The sequence below is a fragment of the Flavobacterium sp. AC274 genome, from assembly GCF_979258275.1.
The window spans coordinates 4284642-4300204 of the sequence record NZ_OZ409852.1; the positions used below are offsets into that span (position 1 = coordinate 4284642).

Consider the following 15563-nt stretch of genomic DNA (forward strand, 5'->3'; position numbering starts at 1 on the left):
TTTAAATATCTTTTGAAATTAAACTACTTCCTTCATCTAAAGGTATTTGACTCATCTCATTAATTTTTTCTTTTTTATATGTAAAGACCCAAAGACCTAAGAATACAAAAAAGAAGAAAAATATCAGCAGAGAGAGAATCGGGTAAATTTCGATACCCGATATATTCTCCATATTGTGTTTTATTTGTTCGAACATAATACTATTATTTAGTCTCTTTTACTTTTATATCTGTTCCAAGTCTTTGTATATATGCAATTAAAGCAACAATTTCTCTTTCATTCATCGGAACAAATTTTTCTCCTCTTGCAGCAGCATTTTTCTTGCTTTCCTCGTAACTTTTCACAAAATCAGGGTCGTTTTCTAAGTTTTTCTCGATTGATATTGCCTGAGTTCTTAATGTTTGCTGCGCATTTGAAATTTCAGATTCAGAATACGGAACACCTAAAGAAACCATCGCCTGCATTTTCTTTTGAGTTAAAGAAATATCCATTGGTTCATTATCGAATAACCATTTATAACCCGGCATAATTGAACCTGCAGAAATACTTTGTGGATTCCAAAAGTGGTTAAAATGCCAATTGTCATTATATTTTCCACCAATTCTCAACAAATCAGGACCTGTACGTTTTGATCCCCAAAGGAATGGATGATCGTATACAAATTCACCTGCTTTTGATTGTGGTCCATAACGCTCCACTTCACTTCTAAATGGTCGAACTGATTGTGAGTGACAGCCTACACAGCCTTCTCTTATATACAAATCACGACCTTCAAGTTCTAAAGGTGAATACGGTTTAACACTTGAAATAGTTGGAATATTTGATTTTACCATAATTGTTGGTACAATCTGAATTACACCTCCAATTAAAATGGCAATGGTTGCCAAAATGGTCAATTGGATTGGTTTTCTTTCTAACCATGAATGGAATTTTTCTCCATTTATTCTACCACTGCTTATTCTTTGTAATGCCGGAGCCTGAGCTAATTCATCTTCTACAGTTTCACCAGCTTTAACTGTCATGATAATATTGTAAACCAATGTAAGCATACCAACTAAATACAAAGTACCTCCTATTGCTCTCATCCAGTACATTGGCATGATTTGCGTAACGGTTTCAAGGAAGTTTCCGTAAGTCAAAGTACCATCAGGGTTAAATTGTTTCCACATTGAGGCTTGAAGAAACCCTGCAACATACATAGGTAATGCATATAATATAATTCCTAATGTACCAATCCAGAAATGGAAATTAGCCAATTTAGTAGAGAATATTTTACTTTTTGTCATTCTTGGAACTAACCAATAAATGATACCAAATGACATGAAACCATTCCATGCTAAAGCTCCAACGTGTACGTGAGCAATAATCCAGTCGGTATAGTGTGCAATAGCATTTACATTTTTTAACGAAAGCATCGGGCCTTCAAAAGTTGCCATTCCGTATCCGGTAATTGCTACTACGAAAAACTTTAAAACCGGCTCTTCACGCACTTTGTCCCACGCACCTCTTAAAGTTAAAAGTCCGTTGATCATTCCTCCCCAAGATGGTGCGATCAACATAATAGAAAATGCTACTCCTAAGTTTTGCGCCCAGTTTGGTAAAGCTGAATATAATAAGTGGTGCGGCCCGGCCCAGATATAAATAAAGATCAAAGACCAGAAATGTATAATTGACAAACGATAAGAATAAATTGGCCTATTGGCTACTTTTGGAACAAAGTAATACATTAAACCTAAAAATGGTGTCGTTAAGAAAAAAGCAACTGCATTATGTCCGTACCACCATTGTACAAGTGCATCCTGAACTCCTGCGTAAACTGAATAACTTTTAAGGGCTGAAACCGGAAGTTCGATATTATTGAAGATATGTAAAACAGCAACTGTTACAAACGTAGCAAGATAAAACCAAATAGCTACATACAAATGACGTTCTCTACGTCTTAACATTGTACCTATCATGTTGATTCCCATTACTACCCAGATTAACGCTATGGCAATATCAATTGGCCATTCTAATTCAGCATACTCTTTTGAAGAAGTATATCCTAAAGGCAAAGTAATAGCAGCGGCAACAATAATAAGCTGCCATCCCCAGAAGTGCAAATTACTTAAAAAATCGCTAAACATTCTGGCTTTTTAGCAATCGCTGTAACGAGTAATACATACCCGCAAAAAATGCATTTCCAACAAAGGCAAAAATAACCGCATTGGTGTGCAAAGGCCTTAAACGACCATAACTAAGCCATGAGATCCCATCTGTCATGTTGGGAAAAAGGTACATAACCGCCAGGGTTAGCCCCACTAACATACCCACAACTCCAAAAAGGATAGTGGCGTAAATGAATTTTTTTACAATTTTGTTGTCGTAATAAAACTGTTCCATTTCCATAATTATACTTGTTTTTCTTCGGTTGGTGAAATATTATTTTTTGAAGTAATTTTGGTCTCGTCATCAAAAAGCATTCTGACCGAGGGTGTATAATCATCATCATATTGTCCTGATTTTACAGCGACAATAAAAGCAATAAAGAAACAGATTGCGACAAAAATACTTACTGAAATTAATAGATAAATGACACTCATACCCTAAATTTATGTTAACAAAATTAATAGGTAACAGGCTTGTAAAATATGATAATTATCATGATTGAAAAGATATCCTAAAAGTAGGAAAAATTACCTTATTGTTATTTATAATTATTTTAAATTACTATTGCTGAAATAGTTAGACATAAAAGTCACAAAACTTACAATCGTAATTGTACTTAATGGCATAATAATAGCCGCGACTAAAGGAAGTAAATTGCCAGTAACGGCAAAAGATAAACCAACAACGTTGTACAGCAATGATAAAGTAAAACTCATCTTGATTATTGAAATTGATTTATGCGATAATTTCAGGAAATAATCGAGTCGCGAAAATTCGCCTGCATCTAAAATTGCATCACAAGCCGGAGAGAAAACATTGACATTTTCTGAAATAGAAATTCCAACATTACTTTGCGCCAAAGCACCGGCATCATTTAAACCATCCCCAACCATCATCACATTCTGCCCCTTTTCCTGAAGTTTCTTTATAAAATCAAGTTTCTGCTCTGGTTTTTGGTTAAAAATTAGCTCTGTGTTTTTAGGTAAAATAGCTTCAAGACTTTCTCTTTCTCCATCATTATCACCTGATAATACTTTGATTTGATATGTTTTACTAAGTTTTAAAAACAACTCTTGCAAACCTTCTCTATATTGGTTTTTAAATACAAACCTGCCATAATAAACATTATCAATTTTAATATGGAGTGAAGTTTTTTCAATTTCGGATGTATCTGAAACCGAATTCCTGACAAATTCAGCAGAACCAATCTGAATTTGTTTATTCTGGATTATTGCCTGGATTCCTTTTCCGGTTATTTCCTGAAAATCATCTGTTTTAATTTTCTTTGTTTCCGGTAAGAAATCATATAACATTCTGCTTAAAGGATGATTTGAAGCCCGAAGTACATTTTTGATAAGCACATTATTTTCTTCAGAAATTAAATCTCCTTCATACGTAATATTGGCTTTTTTATTCGTTGTAATTGTTCCTGTTTTATCAAAAACTATCGTATCAACTTTTGCTAATTGTTCTATTACCAAGGCATTTTTCAGGTAAAATTTTCGCTTTCCTAAAATTCTCAGAATATTTCCAAAAGTAAATGGCGCCGTAAGAGCCAATGCGCAAGGGCATGCTACAATAAGTACCGCAGTAAAAACATTAAAAGCAATATTGGCATCAATAAATATCCAATAACCAAAACCTGCAAAAGCAATTAATAATAATATTGGTGTAAAATATCGGCTAATTACATCTGTAATAGTTTTATGTTTTTGATCTACATTTTTTGAAAGATTTCATTACTCCACAATTGTGTCAGGTAACTTTGTGAAACCGAATGCAAAACTTCCATTTCGATAATTTTACCAATTTGCTTTCCTCCTGCAAATATTTTATCTCCCGATTTTTTAGTTATCGGAACTTCTTCTCCGGTTACAAAACTATAATCGATCTCGGCTTTTTCGCTAATTAAAATTCCATCAACGGGAATTAATTCCTGGTTTCTAATTAATAAACGATTGCCTTTTAAAATATCATATATAGGAACGCTTTCTTCAGAAATATCCTGATTAATTCTGGTAACTGCAATAGGGAAATAGGACTTAAAATCTCTTTCGAAACTTAAAAAGCTATAGGTTTTAATTTGAAACATCTTTCCGAGCAGCATGAAGAAAACCAAACCTGTTAAGCTGTCAAAAAAGCCGGGGCCATAATCCATAATCATATCAAAAGTACTTCGGATAAACATGACAATAATCCCTAAAGCGATAGGAATATCAATGTTTAACATTTTTGCTTTAATACTTTTATAGGCAGAAACATAATAACCACTTGCCGAATATAAGAAACTAGGCAATGACAGAATAAAGATTAAAGCTCTAAAGAAAGGTTTATAATTGTCGAGCCAAAATTCTTTTATTTCAAAATATTCAGGAAATGACAGCAACATTATATTTCCGAAGCAAAAAAAGCAACTCCTAATTTATAAGTAAGCGTTCTGTCAATATTGCTTTTTCCTGTTTCGTAATTTTCTAAACTAATATAAGGCTCATACCCTATTGAACTTAGCAAATACACAATTGTTTTAAGAGAAACAATTTCTGAGTTATAGGTAATTCGAACTCTCTTTTCAGGAAAATTAACCTGAGAAATATTTATTCCTGACTGTAATCGGTTTAGGTTTTCAAGAATCCAGATACAAGAACTGCAATGAATGTGAGGAATGTTTAATGAAGCAATAGCTGTGTTTCCTTCCTGAAATTCGAGCACTTTTGACAAAATGGCTTCATTATCAAGGAAATCATATTTGCCCTGAATATCTTGTGGAGTAGCGCCGGGGGATTTTTCAAAATCATAATAGCAGGTTAAATCATTAAGACTAAAAATTTCGTAAACTGTTTTACAGCCATTACAACAAAAATTTTTTTCATCAAAATTGATTTCTTCATTTTTATCTATGGTCAAGCCACAATGAAAACAACCTTGCTCGTTCATAATTTGTTTTTTTTAACTTATGCAAAGTTTATAAATTGCAAAAGACTATAAATATGACATTTATCATAGTTTAATAAATTATGATTCTAATTTAATAAAATAAAAAAGGCAAATTACTGCCGTACATTTTTTATTGCTTTTTTTATCAAATTATTATGTAATTAGATACTAATATTGGTTAATTTTGCATAAAATTTCTTGTCATGAATAAATGTGACCAATGTATCGTACGACAGCTTACTTCTTTACAAGCCTTAAATAAAGACGAAGTCATTAAACTTGCCAATAGCAAAACTACTTATACCATTAAAAAAGGAGACTCCATTTTTGAGGAAGGTGAAGTAACCAATGGTGTTTTTTGTGTTAAGGATGGAGTTGGAAAACTTTCAAAGCTGAGCGCCAACGGAAAAGACCAAATTATAAAACTCGTTAAATCTGGCGAACTTTTGGGGCAGCGTTCTATGATTAGCAATGAACCTGCTAATTTAACCGCAAAAGCTGTTGCTGATATGGAAGTTTGTTTTATTCCAAAATCTGAAATCATTGGCTTTTTTAATAACAATAATCAATTTTCTATGAAGTTGATGCAATCTGTTTGTGAGGATTTGAAAGAATCTGAAAATGATAAAATTGCATTGGTACAAAAAACTGTAAAACAAAGACTGGCAGAAACATTGCTTTATTTACATGATTTTTATGGAGAAAACGCTGATAAAACATTAAAAATACAACTTACCAGAGAAGAATTAGCCGGTATGATCGGAACTGCGACTGAAAGCTGTATTCGTTTATTATCTGATTTTAATAAATTAGAATTGATAGAATTGGTTGGTAAAAAAATTGTTCTTAAAAATGTAAAAGCATTAAAAAAATAGCTGATTAATCAGAGTTTTTTAGCTTCATTCCAAAAAACATCCATTTCTGCAAGTGTCATATCCATTAAAGGTTTTCCTAATTCACCTGCTTTACTTTCAAGGTATTGAAAACGTTTAATAAACTTTTTATTTGTTCGCTCTAAAGCATCTTCAGGATTTACATTTAAAAATCGGGCATAATTAATCATGGAGAATAATACGTCTCCAAATTCAGCCTCTATTTTATCCTGATCGCCTGCAGTAACTTCTGCTTGTAGTTCTTGTAGTTCTTCCTGAACTTTATCCCAAACCTGATGCGGTTCTTCCCAATCAAAACCTACACCTTTTACTTTATCCTGAATTCGGCTTGCTTTTACAAGTGCAGGCAAACTTCTTGGAACTCCTTCTAAAACAGATTTTTTACCTTCCTTTAGTTTTAGTTTTTCCCAGTTTTGTTTTACTTCTTCTTCATCTTTTACAACCGTATCACTATAAATGTGCGGATGGCGATGAATTAGTTTTTCGCAAATTTCATTACAGACATCTGCAATATCAAAATCATTTGTTTCTGAGCCTATTTTTGCATAGAAAACGATATGCAGCAGTAAATCTCCTAATTCTTTTTTTACTTCATTTAAGTCATTGTCCAAAATAGCATCTCCTAATTCATAAGTCTCTTCAATTGTCAGATGTCTAAGAGTTTGCAAAGTCTGCTTTTTATCCCAAGGGCATTGTTCGCGCAACTCGTCCATAATAATTAATAATCTCTCGAAAGCCTGAAGTTGAAGTTCTTTACTCATTTTGATGTTTTTTTTGGGTTGTAAACCTAATGTTGTAAAAGTAAAAAATCCTGTTAAGAAAACTCTTAACAGGACTAGTATATTTAATGGAAGATATTTACTATTCTTCTTTTTTAGCTTTTGCTTTTTTTGCAGCCGGAGCTTTCTTAGGTTTTTCTTCAGCAACTGGAGCTTTTTCAGCAGTTTCAGCGGGAGCCGGAGCTAAATCTGTAACTAAACCTTTTGCCTGAAGTGTATTATACCAGTTTAATACTTTTTTAATATCTGAAGGATAAACTCTTTCTTCATCAAAATCCGGTAAAATCTCTTTAAAGTAAGCTGTTAATGCAGCATTATCTTCTTTGTGCGAAATCGCCTGACCATTTTTCTCTTTCTTCGCAATAATTTGCATTACTTCTGTTAAAGGTTTTTCTCCTTCGTAAGTGTAAATTGAGATCTCAGATAGTAAGCTTACATTACTTTTTAAGTTTACTGTAATTTTTTTTCCGTCAATTAATGATTCTGCCACAAAACCTGTACGAGTTTGCACTTTCAATACATATAAACCCGGTTTCCCAGAAATGGCTAAAATTTTCTCTAAATTCATGTTTATTAAAATTAGTATTAAGAATTTCTTTTTTGTTAATGTTCTTCGCTAAGAACATCGTTTTTATCTTCCTTTTTTTGCCGCTGCAAACTTCATTCTATATTCCTGAAAAGTTTTACCTTCAGTAATATTTTTCAATTTCTTTTGAATCAAACGCTTTTTCAAAGAAGATATTTTATCTGTAAACAAAACACCTTCAATATGATCGTATTCGTGTTGAATAACTCTTGCAATCAATCCGTCAAAAACTTCGGTTTTCATTACAAAATCTTCCTCACAATATTCAATTGTAACAGTTGGTTTTCTGTAAACATCTTCACGAACATCTGGTATACTTAAACAGCCTTCGTTAAAACTCCACTCCTCACCTTCTTCTTTAACAATTTTAGCATTGATAAAAGTTTTCTTGAAACCTTTTAGCTCTTTTTGCTCTTTTGTCGAAACATCTTCATCATCGCTAAAAGGCGTCGTATCAATAACAAACAAACGAATCGCTATACCAACCTGGGGTGCAGCCAGACCTACGCCATAAGCGTTGTACATGGTCTCGTACATGTTTGCTATTGTTTCTTTTAAACCGGGATAATCTGGCGTAATCGCCTCACCCACTTTTCTTAAAACAGGATCACCATATCCTACAATTGGTAAAATCATTACTATTAATTTAAGTATTATCTACTGAAAAAGATCGAAAATTTATTCTTATAATTCAGTTTGCAAAAATAGTAAAAAATAGTCAATGAATAATTGTAAACACAGATTAATCTCATTTTTGCTTTATGCTCAAAAACTCATCCATAATTGTGCCAAAGTTATTCGTACAATTCTTACCTTTGCTAGTAAACCTGATTATATGTACGAACGTATCACGAAATTTACCAACAGCACTTCTTTTTTAAATGCTTCAAAAGTAACTATTGCTTCTGTTGTTCCTGTTTTAATTTTGAACTTTCTGGGATATTTTGAACTTGGTTTTACAATTGCTTTAGGTGCTTTTTTCACATACCCAAGTGATATCCCGAGTACTTTAAAGCATAAGATCAAAGGACTTATAGTTGCTTCTTTTATTGTTTCGGGTGTTAATTTATTGGTCAATTTTGCTTATCCGTATCCGTTTTTATTTTATCCGTTTTTAGCCATATTACTTTTTTTATGTTCGATGATTTCTGTTTACGGGCAAAGAGCAACTTTAGTATCTTTTTCTGCTTTACTTTCTATTTCGTTATCATTTGGGCATTTACATCAGGGTTGGGAAGCTATTGAATATGCTGGTCTTATTTTTATTGGAGGTATTTTATATCTAATAGTATCACTTGTTTTTCATTTTGTACAACCTTATAAGTATGTTGAATTGCAGATTGCCGAAGGCATTAAATTAACGGCAAAATATTTAAAATTAAGAGGTGATTTATGGAGTCCCGAAGCTAAAAGAACCGCCATTATTGAAAAACAATTAGCGCTTCAGGTAGAATTAAATTTAATTAATGAAGATTTAAGAAAGGTACTTATTGGAAATCAAAATACTTCTGCGGCAACCAGTCAGAACAGAAAAATGTTACTTGTTTTTATTACTTTGATCGAAATTCAGGAATTAGCATTATATACCTCATTTGATCATAGTAAACTTCATGAAAAATTTGACAAGCATCCGGAAGTTTTACGCACCTATCAGAATGTCGCTTATAAACTGGCTTCGACCTTAAAAAAACTTTCTAAAAATGTACATCACATTGCCGTTTATGTTGACAAACATGATTTGAAAAATGAGCTTGACGCACTTGAATTTGCCATTTTTGATTATGAAAAAACATTAGGAAAAGAAGCAGCTGCCGAAGGTGTTTTAATGTTAACCAACATGCTTAAATATGCAAAAAATCAAGTTGGAAAAATCAAGACTATTCAAAGGGCATTTTCGCTCGCAATGCAATCTTATAAATTAAAAGATAAGGATAAAGAACTAGAAAAATTCCTTACACCTCAATATTACCCGTTTCGGACATTGGTAGAAAATATGAGTTTTTCATCTTCAATTTTCAGGCATTCGTTACGTTTAACGATTACTATTTTGATTGGTTTTATTGTTGGAAAATTTCTTCCTTTTCAAAATGTTTATTGGATTTTGCTAACTATCGTTGTAATTATGCGACCTGGTTATGGTTTGACAAAAGAAAGATCTTATAATCGAATTTTCGGAACTATTTTAGGAGGATTACTTGCTTTCGGAATTGTTTCATTGGTTCAGAATCATGTTGCACTGAGTATTTTTTCTATTGTTTGTATGTTACTCGGAATTTCATTTACACAAATCAATTATAAAATAAGTGCCACTTTTGTAACAATGTATGTGGTTTTTATTTATGGAATTCTAACACCAAATGTTGTTGAAGTTATCCAGTTTAGGATATTAGATTCGCTTACAGGTGCTGTTTTGGCCTTTTTGGCCAATCAGTTTTTATGGCCGGCATGGGAATTTATAAATACACCGATACATATTGAAAATTCTATACGCTCTAATAGAAATTACTTAAAAGAAATTGCCGATTTTTATAATAAAAAAGGAGAAGTTCCTACTTCTTACAGATTAGCCAGAAAACATGCCTTTGTTGAAATTGGAAATTTAATGACTTCGTTTCAACGTATGATGCAAGAGCCAAAATCAAAACAAAAAACAATGCCTTTGGTGAACAAATTAGTAGTTTTAAATCATTCTGTACTTTCTGCATTGGCTTCTTTATCAACTTATATTCAATCGCATCAGACAACTTCTGCCTCAGAATCGTTTAATTATATTATAAAGACAATTCTATCAAATCTCGATCATTCTATTTCAATTTTAAAAAATGAAGCAATTGTAACCGATACTTTTTTTGATAAAGAAGATGTGACTTTGCAATTTGAAGAACTAAAACGCATCAATTTTAATCGTTTGGCTACAGATGATGAACTTGATAAAGAGACGCGTCAGGCTAAAATGCAGGAAGCCTCTATGGTTATCGAACAATTAATCTGGATGAGCAATCTTGCAGAGAAAATTTTGAAAAACACGAAAGATCTTAAAACAACAAATCCAGATTAATTCATCTGGATTTGTTATTTATATAAGAATTAAAATATCTTAATTATTCAATTTTAAAACTTCAGAAGTATGCTTTCTGATTTCTTCTAAAAGCTCTGGTTTATCATTTAATGTTTTCCCGTAAGAAGGAATCATATTTCTCATTTTAGCTTCCCATTCCGGTGTTTTAATTTGGTTGGTAAAACATCTGCTAATTAAATCAATCATAATCGAAACTGCTGTTGAAGCTCCAGGAGAAGCGCCTAATAAAACGGCTAAAGTTCCATCATGTGTATTAATTACTTCTGTTCCAAATTCTAAAACTCCACCTTCTTTTTCGTCTTTTTTAATAACCTGAACACGCTGCCCCGCTCTTTCTAATTTCCAATCCTTAGAGCGTGCCGTCGGTAAATATTCACGAAGTGCATTCATTCTGTCTTTTGGAGACTGACGAACCTGCTCTATCAAATATTTTGTTAAAGGTATATTGTGATATCCCGCTGATAACATCGGAATTAAATTGTTTGCTTTTATAGATAACGGTAAATCAAGATAAGATCCGTTTTTTAAGAAACGTGTCGAAAATCCTGCAAAAGGTCCAAAAAGAAGTGCTTTCTCTCCATCAATTACACGTGTATCAATATGCGGAACTGACATTGGCGGAGCACCAACACTTGCTTTTCCGTATACTTTTGCCTGATGTTTTGCTATAACTTCCGGATTGGTACATTTCAACCATTGCCCACTTACCGGAAAACCGCCGTAACCATTTCCTTCGGGAACATTTGCTTTTTCTAATAATGGTAATGAACCTCCACCTGCTCCAATAAAAACAAATTTGGTATATGCTTTACGTTTTTGACCAGTAGCCAAATCAGTAATTTTAATTCGCCATAATTTATCTTCGCGTTGTTTTAGTTTTTTAACCTCATGGTTGAAGTGTAAAGAAACACCCTCCAGTTTTTCTAAATAATTAAACATGCTTCTGGTTAATGCACCAAAATTCACATCGGTACCAATAGCCATATGTGTGGCAGCCAATTTTTCATTAGCTTCTCTTCCTTCCATTACAAGTGGCATCCATTCTTTTAATTGCTCAAAATCAGTACTAAATGTCATTTGAGAAAAAATTGGATTGCTTTGTAAAGCTTCAAATCTCTTTTTAAGATATTCTACATTTTTATCTCCCCAGACAAAACTCATATGGGGAACACTTTTTATAAAATTATCAGGAGACGGAACTTTGTTTTGCTGTACTAAGTACGCCCAGAATTGACGTGAAACCTCAAATGATTCTGCTATACTTATTGCTTTTTTAGGGTCAATACTTCCATCAGCTTTTTCGGGAGTGTAATTTAATTCACAAAAAGCAGAATGTCCTGTTCCTGCATTATTCCAGGCATCAGAGCTTTCGGCAGCAGCAACATCTAATCTTTCGTAAATTTCAATTTTTATATCAGGTTGCAGCTCTTTCAAAATTAATCCAAGAGTTGCGCTCATAATTCCAGCTCCAATAAGCACTACTTCACTATTGGAACGTATTGTATTGTCAGGCATAACAGTAATTTATTTTTAAAGTGCAAAGGTAATTTTTATAATTGCAAAAAAAAACTAAAATAGCATGATAAAAGTTATGTTTTTCTAAAAATTAAAACATCATAAGATTATGATTAAAAAAAACTAAAATCGTTTTGAAGAAAGATAATCCTGGAGCATTATTGTAGCAGAGATTTCATCAATTAAACCTTTGTCCTGACGTTTCTTTTTACTCAAGCCGCTATCTATCATGGTTTGAAATGCCATTTTTGAAGTAAAGCGCTCGTCTACACGAACAACTTTCATATCCGGAAAAATATTCGAGAAATGAGTTACAAATCCTTTGACTATTGAAGCACTTTCTGAAGGCTGACCATTCATTTGTTTTGGTTCTCCAATTAAAACAGCTTCGACTTTTTCTTTTGCAAAATAATCTTTCAGAAAATCAATTACAGTATTAGTTGGAATCGTAGTTAAACCCGACGCTATTATTTGCATTTCGTCAGTAACGGCAATTCCTGTTCGTTTTTGTCCGTAGTCTATAGAGAGAATTCTTGGCATTTTTTAATTTTTATCAAAGATAAGTTATTTTAGTTTTTTTTCGAATTCTCGGCAACCAGAAAAAATATAAATTTAAATTCATAAAAAATCCGCTTTGAAAACTCAAAACGGATCCTTTTCCCAAATATTTAAAAACCTAAAAATTCAAATATCTAAAACCTAAAAAAAAATATTATCTATTAAATAAACGTTTAAAAAAACCTCTTTCTTCTTCCTCTTCTTCAATATGCTGTTCTTCATACTGAGCAAATTTTGCATGACCTTTTTCATGTTCAAAAATCAACTCTTTGATGTATTCTACGTAGCTTTTCTTTTTTTCTTCCAAAAAACCAATTAAATATTTTTCGCTAAATTCTACTCCGCTTGCCGCTTCAATTTGCAGTAATTTTTTATACAACGGCTCAATATGCAAGGCAACAACTTCCTGAGGCACAGCTTGCCTTCTTGCAAAATAATTTACAATTACATCATTTTCATCACACGAAATCTCAAAATCAGTAATTACCCAATAATACCTTCCAGATTTGGCTAAGTTTTTTACAATTGCATGAAAGTTTTTTCCGTTTTTTAGATTTTCCCAAAGCACTTTAAAAATTACTTTTGGCATATCCGGATGGCGTATAATATTGTGTGGCTGCCCCATTAATTCATAATCTTCGTACCCCGAAACGTCGACAAATACTTCATTGGCGTATTCTATAATGCCAAATGCATTTGTTTTACTCATAATAACCTGAGTTTTGTCCCACGAAACCTCTTTATCAATAATAGTTCGCTGTTGTCTCTGAAGTTGATTTTCCTGATTCATATGTATGTAAATTTGTTTCTGAGATTGGCATTTGATAATTCATTTAATGTTTGAATTATGCGGCGAAATTAAGTTGAAGGAAAACCACAAAACCTGACTTATGTCATATTTTAATATTAAAAAAACTTTTAGGGGCTGTTTCTGATTTTTATTAAGCTGAATCAAATCGCAATATTTATCAAATTAAAAACAAAAAGTTACATCTGTAATATTTTCAAAGATTTTTACTTTTTTGCTTTTACCCAAATACGCTATCTTTGCAAAAAATTAAAACTTATGAATTCTTTACAGACTATAATTGAACAAGCTTGGGAAAACAGAGCTTTATTACAAGAAACAGCAACAACTGATGCTATTAGAGAAGTTATTGAATTGGTTGATGCAGGAAAATTACGTTGTGCTGAACCAGTTGGTGACAAATGGCAGGTTAACGAATGGGTAAAAAAGGCTGTTGTAATGTATTTTCCAATTCAAAAGATGGAAACATGGGAATCTGGTATTTTTGAATATCACGATAAAATGTTGCTAAAAAGAAATTATGCTGAAAAAGGAATTCGTGTAGTACCAAATGCCGTGGCACGTTACGGAGCTTACATTTCAAGCGGTGTAATTTTGATGCCAAGTTATGTAAATATTGGTGCATATGTAGACGAAGGAACTATGGTTGATACCTGGGCTACTGTTGGTAGTTGTGCACAAATTGGTAAAAATGTACACTTAAGTGGCGGAGTTGGAATTGGTGGAGTTTTAGAACCTCTTCAGGCTGCTCCGGTAATCATTGAAGATGGTGCTTTTATTGGTTCTCGTTGTATTGTTGTAGAAGGTGTACATGTTGGTAAAGAAGCAGTTCTTGGAGCCAATGTTTGCTTAACTGCTTCAACTAAAATTATCGATGTAACTGGTGACGAACCTGTTGAAATGAAAGGTTTTGTTCCTGCGCGTTCTGTTGTAATTCCTGGAAGCTACACTAAAAAATTCGCTGCCGGAGAATTTCAAGTTCCTTGTGCTTTGATTATCGGTACTCGTAAACCATCTACGGATTTAAAAACTTCATTAAACAATGCACTTCGTGAGTACGATGTTGCTGTATAAAAGTTTAAGATAAAAGAAAATTTACATTTTAATAATCCAAATTCCGGTCAATAATATGATTGGAATTTGGATTTTTTTGCTTCAATTTGTAATCGCTTAAAAAGATTTAATTCTATCTATGAAGATACTTGTAATTCAGCAAAAAATGATTGGTGATGTTTTAGTCAGCAGCATTATATGCAACAATTTGCGTACTGCCTATCCTGACGCTCAAATCGATTATTTGGTTTATTCCTCAACAACTCCTGTTTTGGAAGGCAATTCAAGTATTGATAATATTATTCTTTTTGAAGAAAAACATCGAAAAAGCAAAAAGGAATTATTAAATCTTGCATTTCAGATTCGTAAAGAAAAATACGATCTGTTAATCGATGCTTATTCAAAATTAGAAAGCTGGATTTTGGTTTTATTAAGTAATGCTAAAAGAAAAATATCATATAAAAAACCGGGAAGAAATTTTCTATATACAGATAATGTTCCATTTGAACCTTTTCCTAAAACAAACTTGGGCTTAGCAATAGAGAGACGACTTTCGTTATTGGAACCTTTGGATTTAAAAATTAAAATAGATCCAATTCCTAAATTGTTTGTTTCAGAAAAAGAAAATCAGGAAGCAATTGCAATTTTTGAAAAACATCTGGTTCGAAAAGATCGAAAAACAGTTATGATTAGTCTTTTGGGAAGTGAAAAGCTAAAAACATATCCTTTAGACTTCATGGCAAAAGTTATTGATTATGTAGCTGATAATGCCGATGTAAATATTCTTTTTAATTATTTCCCAAAGCAGTTCGAAGAGGCTAAAACTGTTTTTAATGCCTGCAAACCTTCAACTCAGGAAAAAATTTATTTTGATTTACTAGGCGGGGATTTACGCTCTTTTATTGGTATTGTAAATCAATGCGATTTTATAATTGGTAATGACGGAGGAGCTATAAATATGGCAAAAGCGCTCGAAAAACCTTCGTTTATTATTTTTTCTCCGTGGATTGAAAAGAAAATCTGGGCCACTTTTGAAGACGGAATCCATCATCTATCGGTACATCTAAAAGATTATCGTCCTGATTTATTTGAAAATAAAACTGAAAAAATACTCAAAAAAGATGCCTTATCTTTATACAAAGAATTTAAACCAGAATTTTTTGCAGCTAAAATTGAGTCTTTTTTAATCCAAAATCTTAGCACAAAATAA

12 protein-coding genes and 2 pseudogenes are annotated in these 15563 nt (G+C 32.5%); 4 read left to right on the forward strand and 10 right to left on the reverse strand.

Annotation, left to right across the window (positions count from 1 at the left end):
- Window position 1: 1 nt before the first annotated feature.
- The 4 genes and pseudogenes from ACZZZT_RS19405 to ACZZZT_RS19420 all read right to left on the reverse strand — a co-directional run bounded on the left by ACZZZT_RS19405 (window position 2) and on the right by ACZZZT_RS19420 (window position 5082).
- Entirely contained in the window at window positions 2–196 is a 195-nt protein-coding gene (locus tag ACZZZT_RS19405) for a CcoQ/FixQ family Cbb3-type cytochrome c oxidase assembly chaperone (RefSeq protein WP_463461613.1), read from the reverse strand.
- A gap of 7 nt (window positions 197–203) precedes the next feature.
- Window positions 204–2388: pseudogene (gene ccoN / locus ACZZZT_RS19410) on the reverse strand (cytochrome-c oxidase, cbb3-type subunit I).
- 2 nt (window positions 2389–2390) lie between these two features.
- A complete protein-coding gene (gene ccoS, locus ACZZZT_RS19415; protein ID WP_042564196.1) occupies window positions 2391–2582 on the reverse strand; it encodes a cbb3-type cytochrome oxidase assembly protein CcoS in 192 nt (63 codons plus the stop codon).
- 114 nt (window positions 2583–2696) lie between these two features.
- Window positions 2697–5082 (reverse strand): annotated as a pseudogene (locus tag ACZZZT_RS19420) (heavy metal translocating P-type ATPase).
- Between the two features lie 203 nt (window positions 5083–5285).
- On the opposite strand from ACZZZT_RS19420, the gene ACZZZT_RS19425 reads away from it, so the two are divergent.
- Window positions 5286–5957, forward strand: coding sequence for a Crp/Fnr family transcriptional regulator (locus ACZZZT_RS19425; protein ID WP_463461614.1), 672 nt, complete (start codon window positions 5286–5288; stop codon window positions 5955–5957).
- Between the two features lie 8 nt (window positions 5958–5965).
- On the opposite strand, the gene mazG is transcribed toward ACZZZT_RS19425, so the two are convergent.
- From mazG to def, 3 genes are all read right to left on the reverse strand, one after another.
- Window positions 5966–6736 carry a nucleoside triphosphate pyrophosphohydrolase gene (gene mazG / locus ACZZZT_RS19430; RefSeq protein ID WP_302095428.1) on the reverse strand — a complete coding sequence of 257 codons (771 nt, stop codon included), beginning with the start codon at window positions 6734–6736 and terminating at the stop codon, window positions 5966–5968.
- 100 nt (window positions 6737–6836) lie between these two features.
- The gene (locus ACZZZT_RS19435; RefSeq protein ID WP_042564192.1) at window positions 6837–7322 is read right to left on the reverse strand and encodes a DUF5606 family protein; all 486 of its coding nucleotides are present in this window, start codon (window positions 7320–7322) and stop codon (window positions 6837–6839) included.
- 63 nt (window positions 7323–7385) lie between these two features.
- Window positions 7386–7976 (reverse strand): peptide deformylase, encoded by a 591-nt coding sequence (gene def / locus ACZZZT_RS19440; protein ID WP_042564191.1) that lies wholly within the window; start codon window positions 7974–7976, stop codon window positions 7386–7388.
- A 199-nt stretch (window positions 7977–8175) separates the two neighbouring features.
- Here def and ACZZZT_RS19445 point away from each other — a divergent pair, with 199 nt between their 5' ends.
- Window positions 8176–10398, forward strand: coding sequence for an FUSC family protein (locus ACZZZT_RS19445; protein ID WP_463462469.1), 2223 nt, complete (start codon window positions 8176–8178; stop codon window positions 10396–10398).
- Between the two features lie 39 nt (window positions 10399–10437).
- Here the strand turns inward: ACZZZT_RS19445 and ACZZZT_RS19450 are convergent, their stop codons facing one another.
- From ACZZZT_RS19450 to ACZZZT_RS19460, 3 genes are all read right to left on the reverse strand, one after another.
- Window positions 10438–11934, reverse strand: coding sequence for a malate:quinone oxidoreductase (locus ACZZZT_RS19450; protein WP_463461615.1), 1497 nt, complete (start codon window positions 11932–11934; stop codon window positions 10438–10440).
- A gap of 123 nt (window positions 11935–12057) precedes the next feature.
- On the reverse strand, window positions 12058–12474 hold the full coding sequence (ruvX, locus tag ACZZZT_RS19455; protein ID WP_042564573.1) for a Holliday junction resolvase RuvX: 417 nt from the start codon (window positions 12472–12474) through the stop codon (window positions 12058–12060).
- Between the two features lie 172 nt (window positions 12475–12646).
- Window positions 12647–13282 carry a PAS domain-containing protein gene (locus ACZZZT_RS19460; RefSeq protein WP_463461616.1) on the reverse strand — a complete coding sequence of 212 codons (636 nt, stop codon included), beginning with the start codon at window positions 13280–13282 and terminating at the stop codon, window positions 12647–12649.
- A 276-nt stretch (window positions 13283–13558) separates the two neighbouring features.
- Between ACZZZT_RS19460 and ACZZZT_RS19465 the strand changes: the two genes are divergently transcribed.
- Together ACZZZT_RS19465 and ACZZZT_RS19470 are read left to right on the forward strand one after the other, a co-directional pair.
- Complete coding sequence (locus ACZZZT_RS19465) at window positions 13559–14374, forward strand: 2,3,4,5-tetrahydropyridine-2,6-dicarboxylate N-succinyltransferase (protein ID WP_302095423.1); 816 nt, start codon at window positions 13559–13561, stop codon at window positions 14372–14374.
- Between the two features lie 118 nt (window positions 14375–14492).
- A complete protein-coding gene (locus tag ACZZZT_RS19470) occupies window positions 14493–15563 on the forward strand; it encodes a glycosyltransferase family 9 protein (protein ID WP_463461617.1) in 1071 nt (356 codons plus the stop codon).

Coding starts and splice junctions, on each gene's coding strand:
- ACZZZT_RS19405 (WP_463461613.1), bottom strand. CDS start 196: ATGTTCGAACAAATAAAACACAATATGGAGAATATATCGGGTATCGAA.
- ccoS (WP_042564196.1), bottom strand. CDS start 2,582: ATGAGTGTCATTTATCTATTAATTTCAGTAAGTATTTTTGTCGCAATC.
- ACZZZT_RS19425 (WP_463461614.1), top strand. CDS start 5,286: ATGAATAAATGTGACCAATGTATCGTACGACAGCTTACTTCTTTACAA.
- mazG (WP_302095428.1), bottom strand. CDS start 6,736: ATGAGTAAAGAACTTCAACTTCAGGCTTTCGAGAGATTATTAATTATT.
- ACZZZT_RS19435 (WP_042564192.1), bottom strand. CDS start 7,322: ATGAATTTAGAGAAAATTTTAGCCATTTCTGGGAAACCGGGTTTATAT.
- def (WP_042564191.1), bottom strand. CDS start 7,976: ATGATTTTACCAATTGTAGGATATGGTGATCCTGTTTTAAGAAAAGTG.
- ACZZZT_RS19445 (WP_463462469.1), top strand. CDS start 8,176: ATGTACGAACGTATCACGAAATTTACCAACAGCACTTCTTTTTTAAAT.
- ACZZZT_RS19450 (WP_463461615.1), bottom strand. CDS start 11,934: ATGCCTGACAATACAATACGTTCCAATAGTGAAGTAGTGCTTATTGGA.
- ruvX (WP_042564573.1), bottom strand. CDS start 12,474: ATGCCAAGAATTCTCTCTATAGACTACGGACAAAAACGAACAGGAATT.
- ACZZZT_RS19460 (WP_463461616.1), bottom strand. CDS start 13,282: ATGAATCAGGAAAATCAACTTCAGAGACAACAGCGAACTATTATTGAT.
- ACZZZT_RS19465 (WP_302095423.1), top strand. CDS start 13,559: ATGAATTCTTTACAGACTATAATTGAACAAGCTTGGGAAAACAGAGCT.
- ACZZZT_RS19470 (WP_463461617.1), top strand. CDS start 14,493: ATGAAGATACTTGTAATTCAGCAAAAAATGATTGGTGATGTTTTAGTC.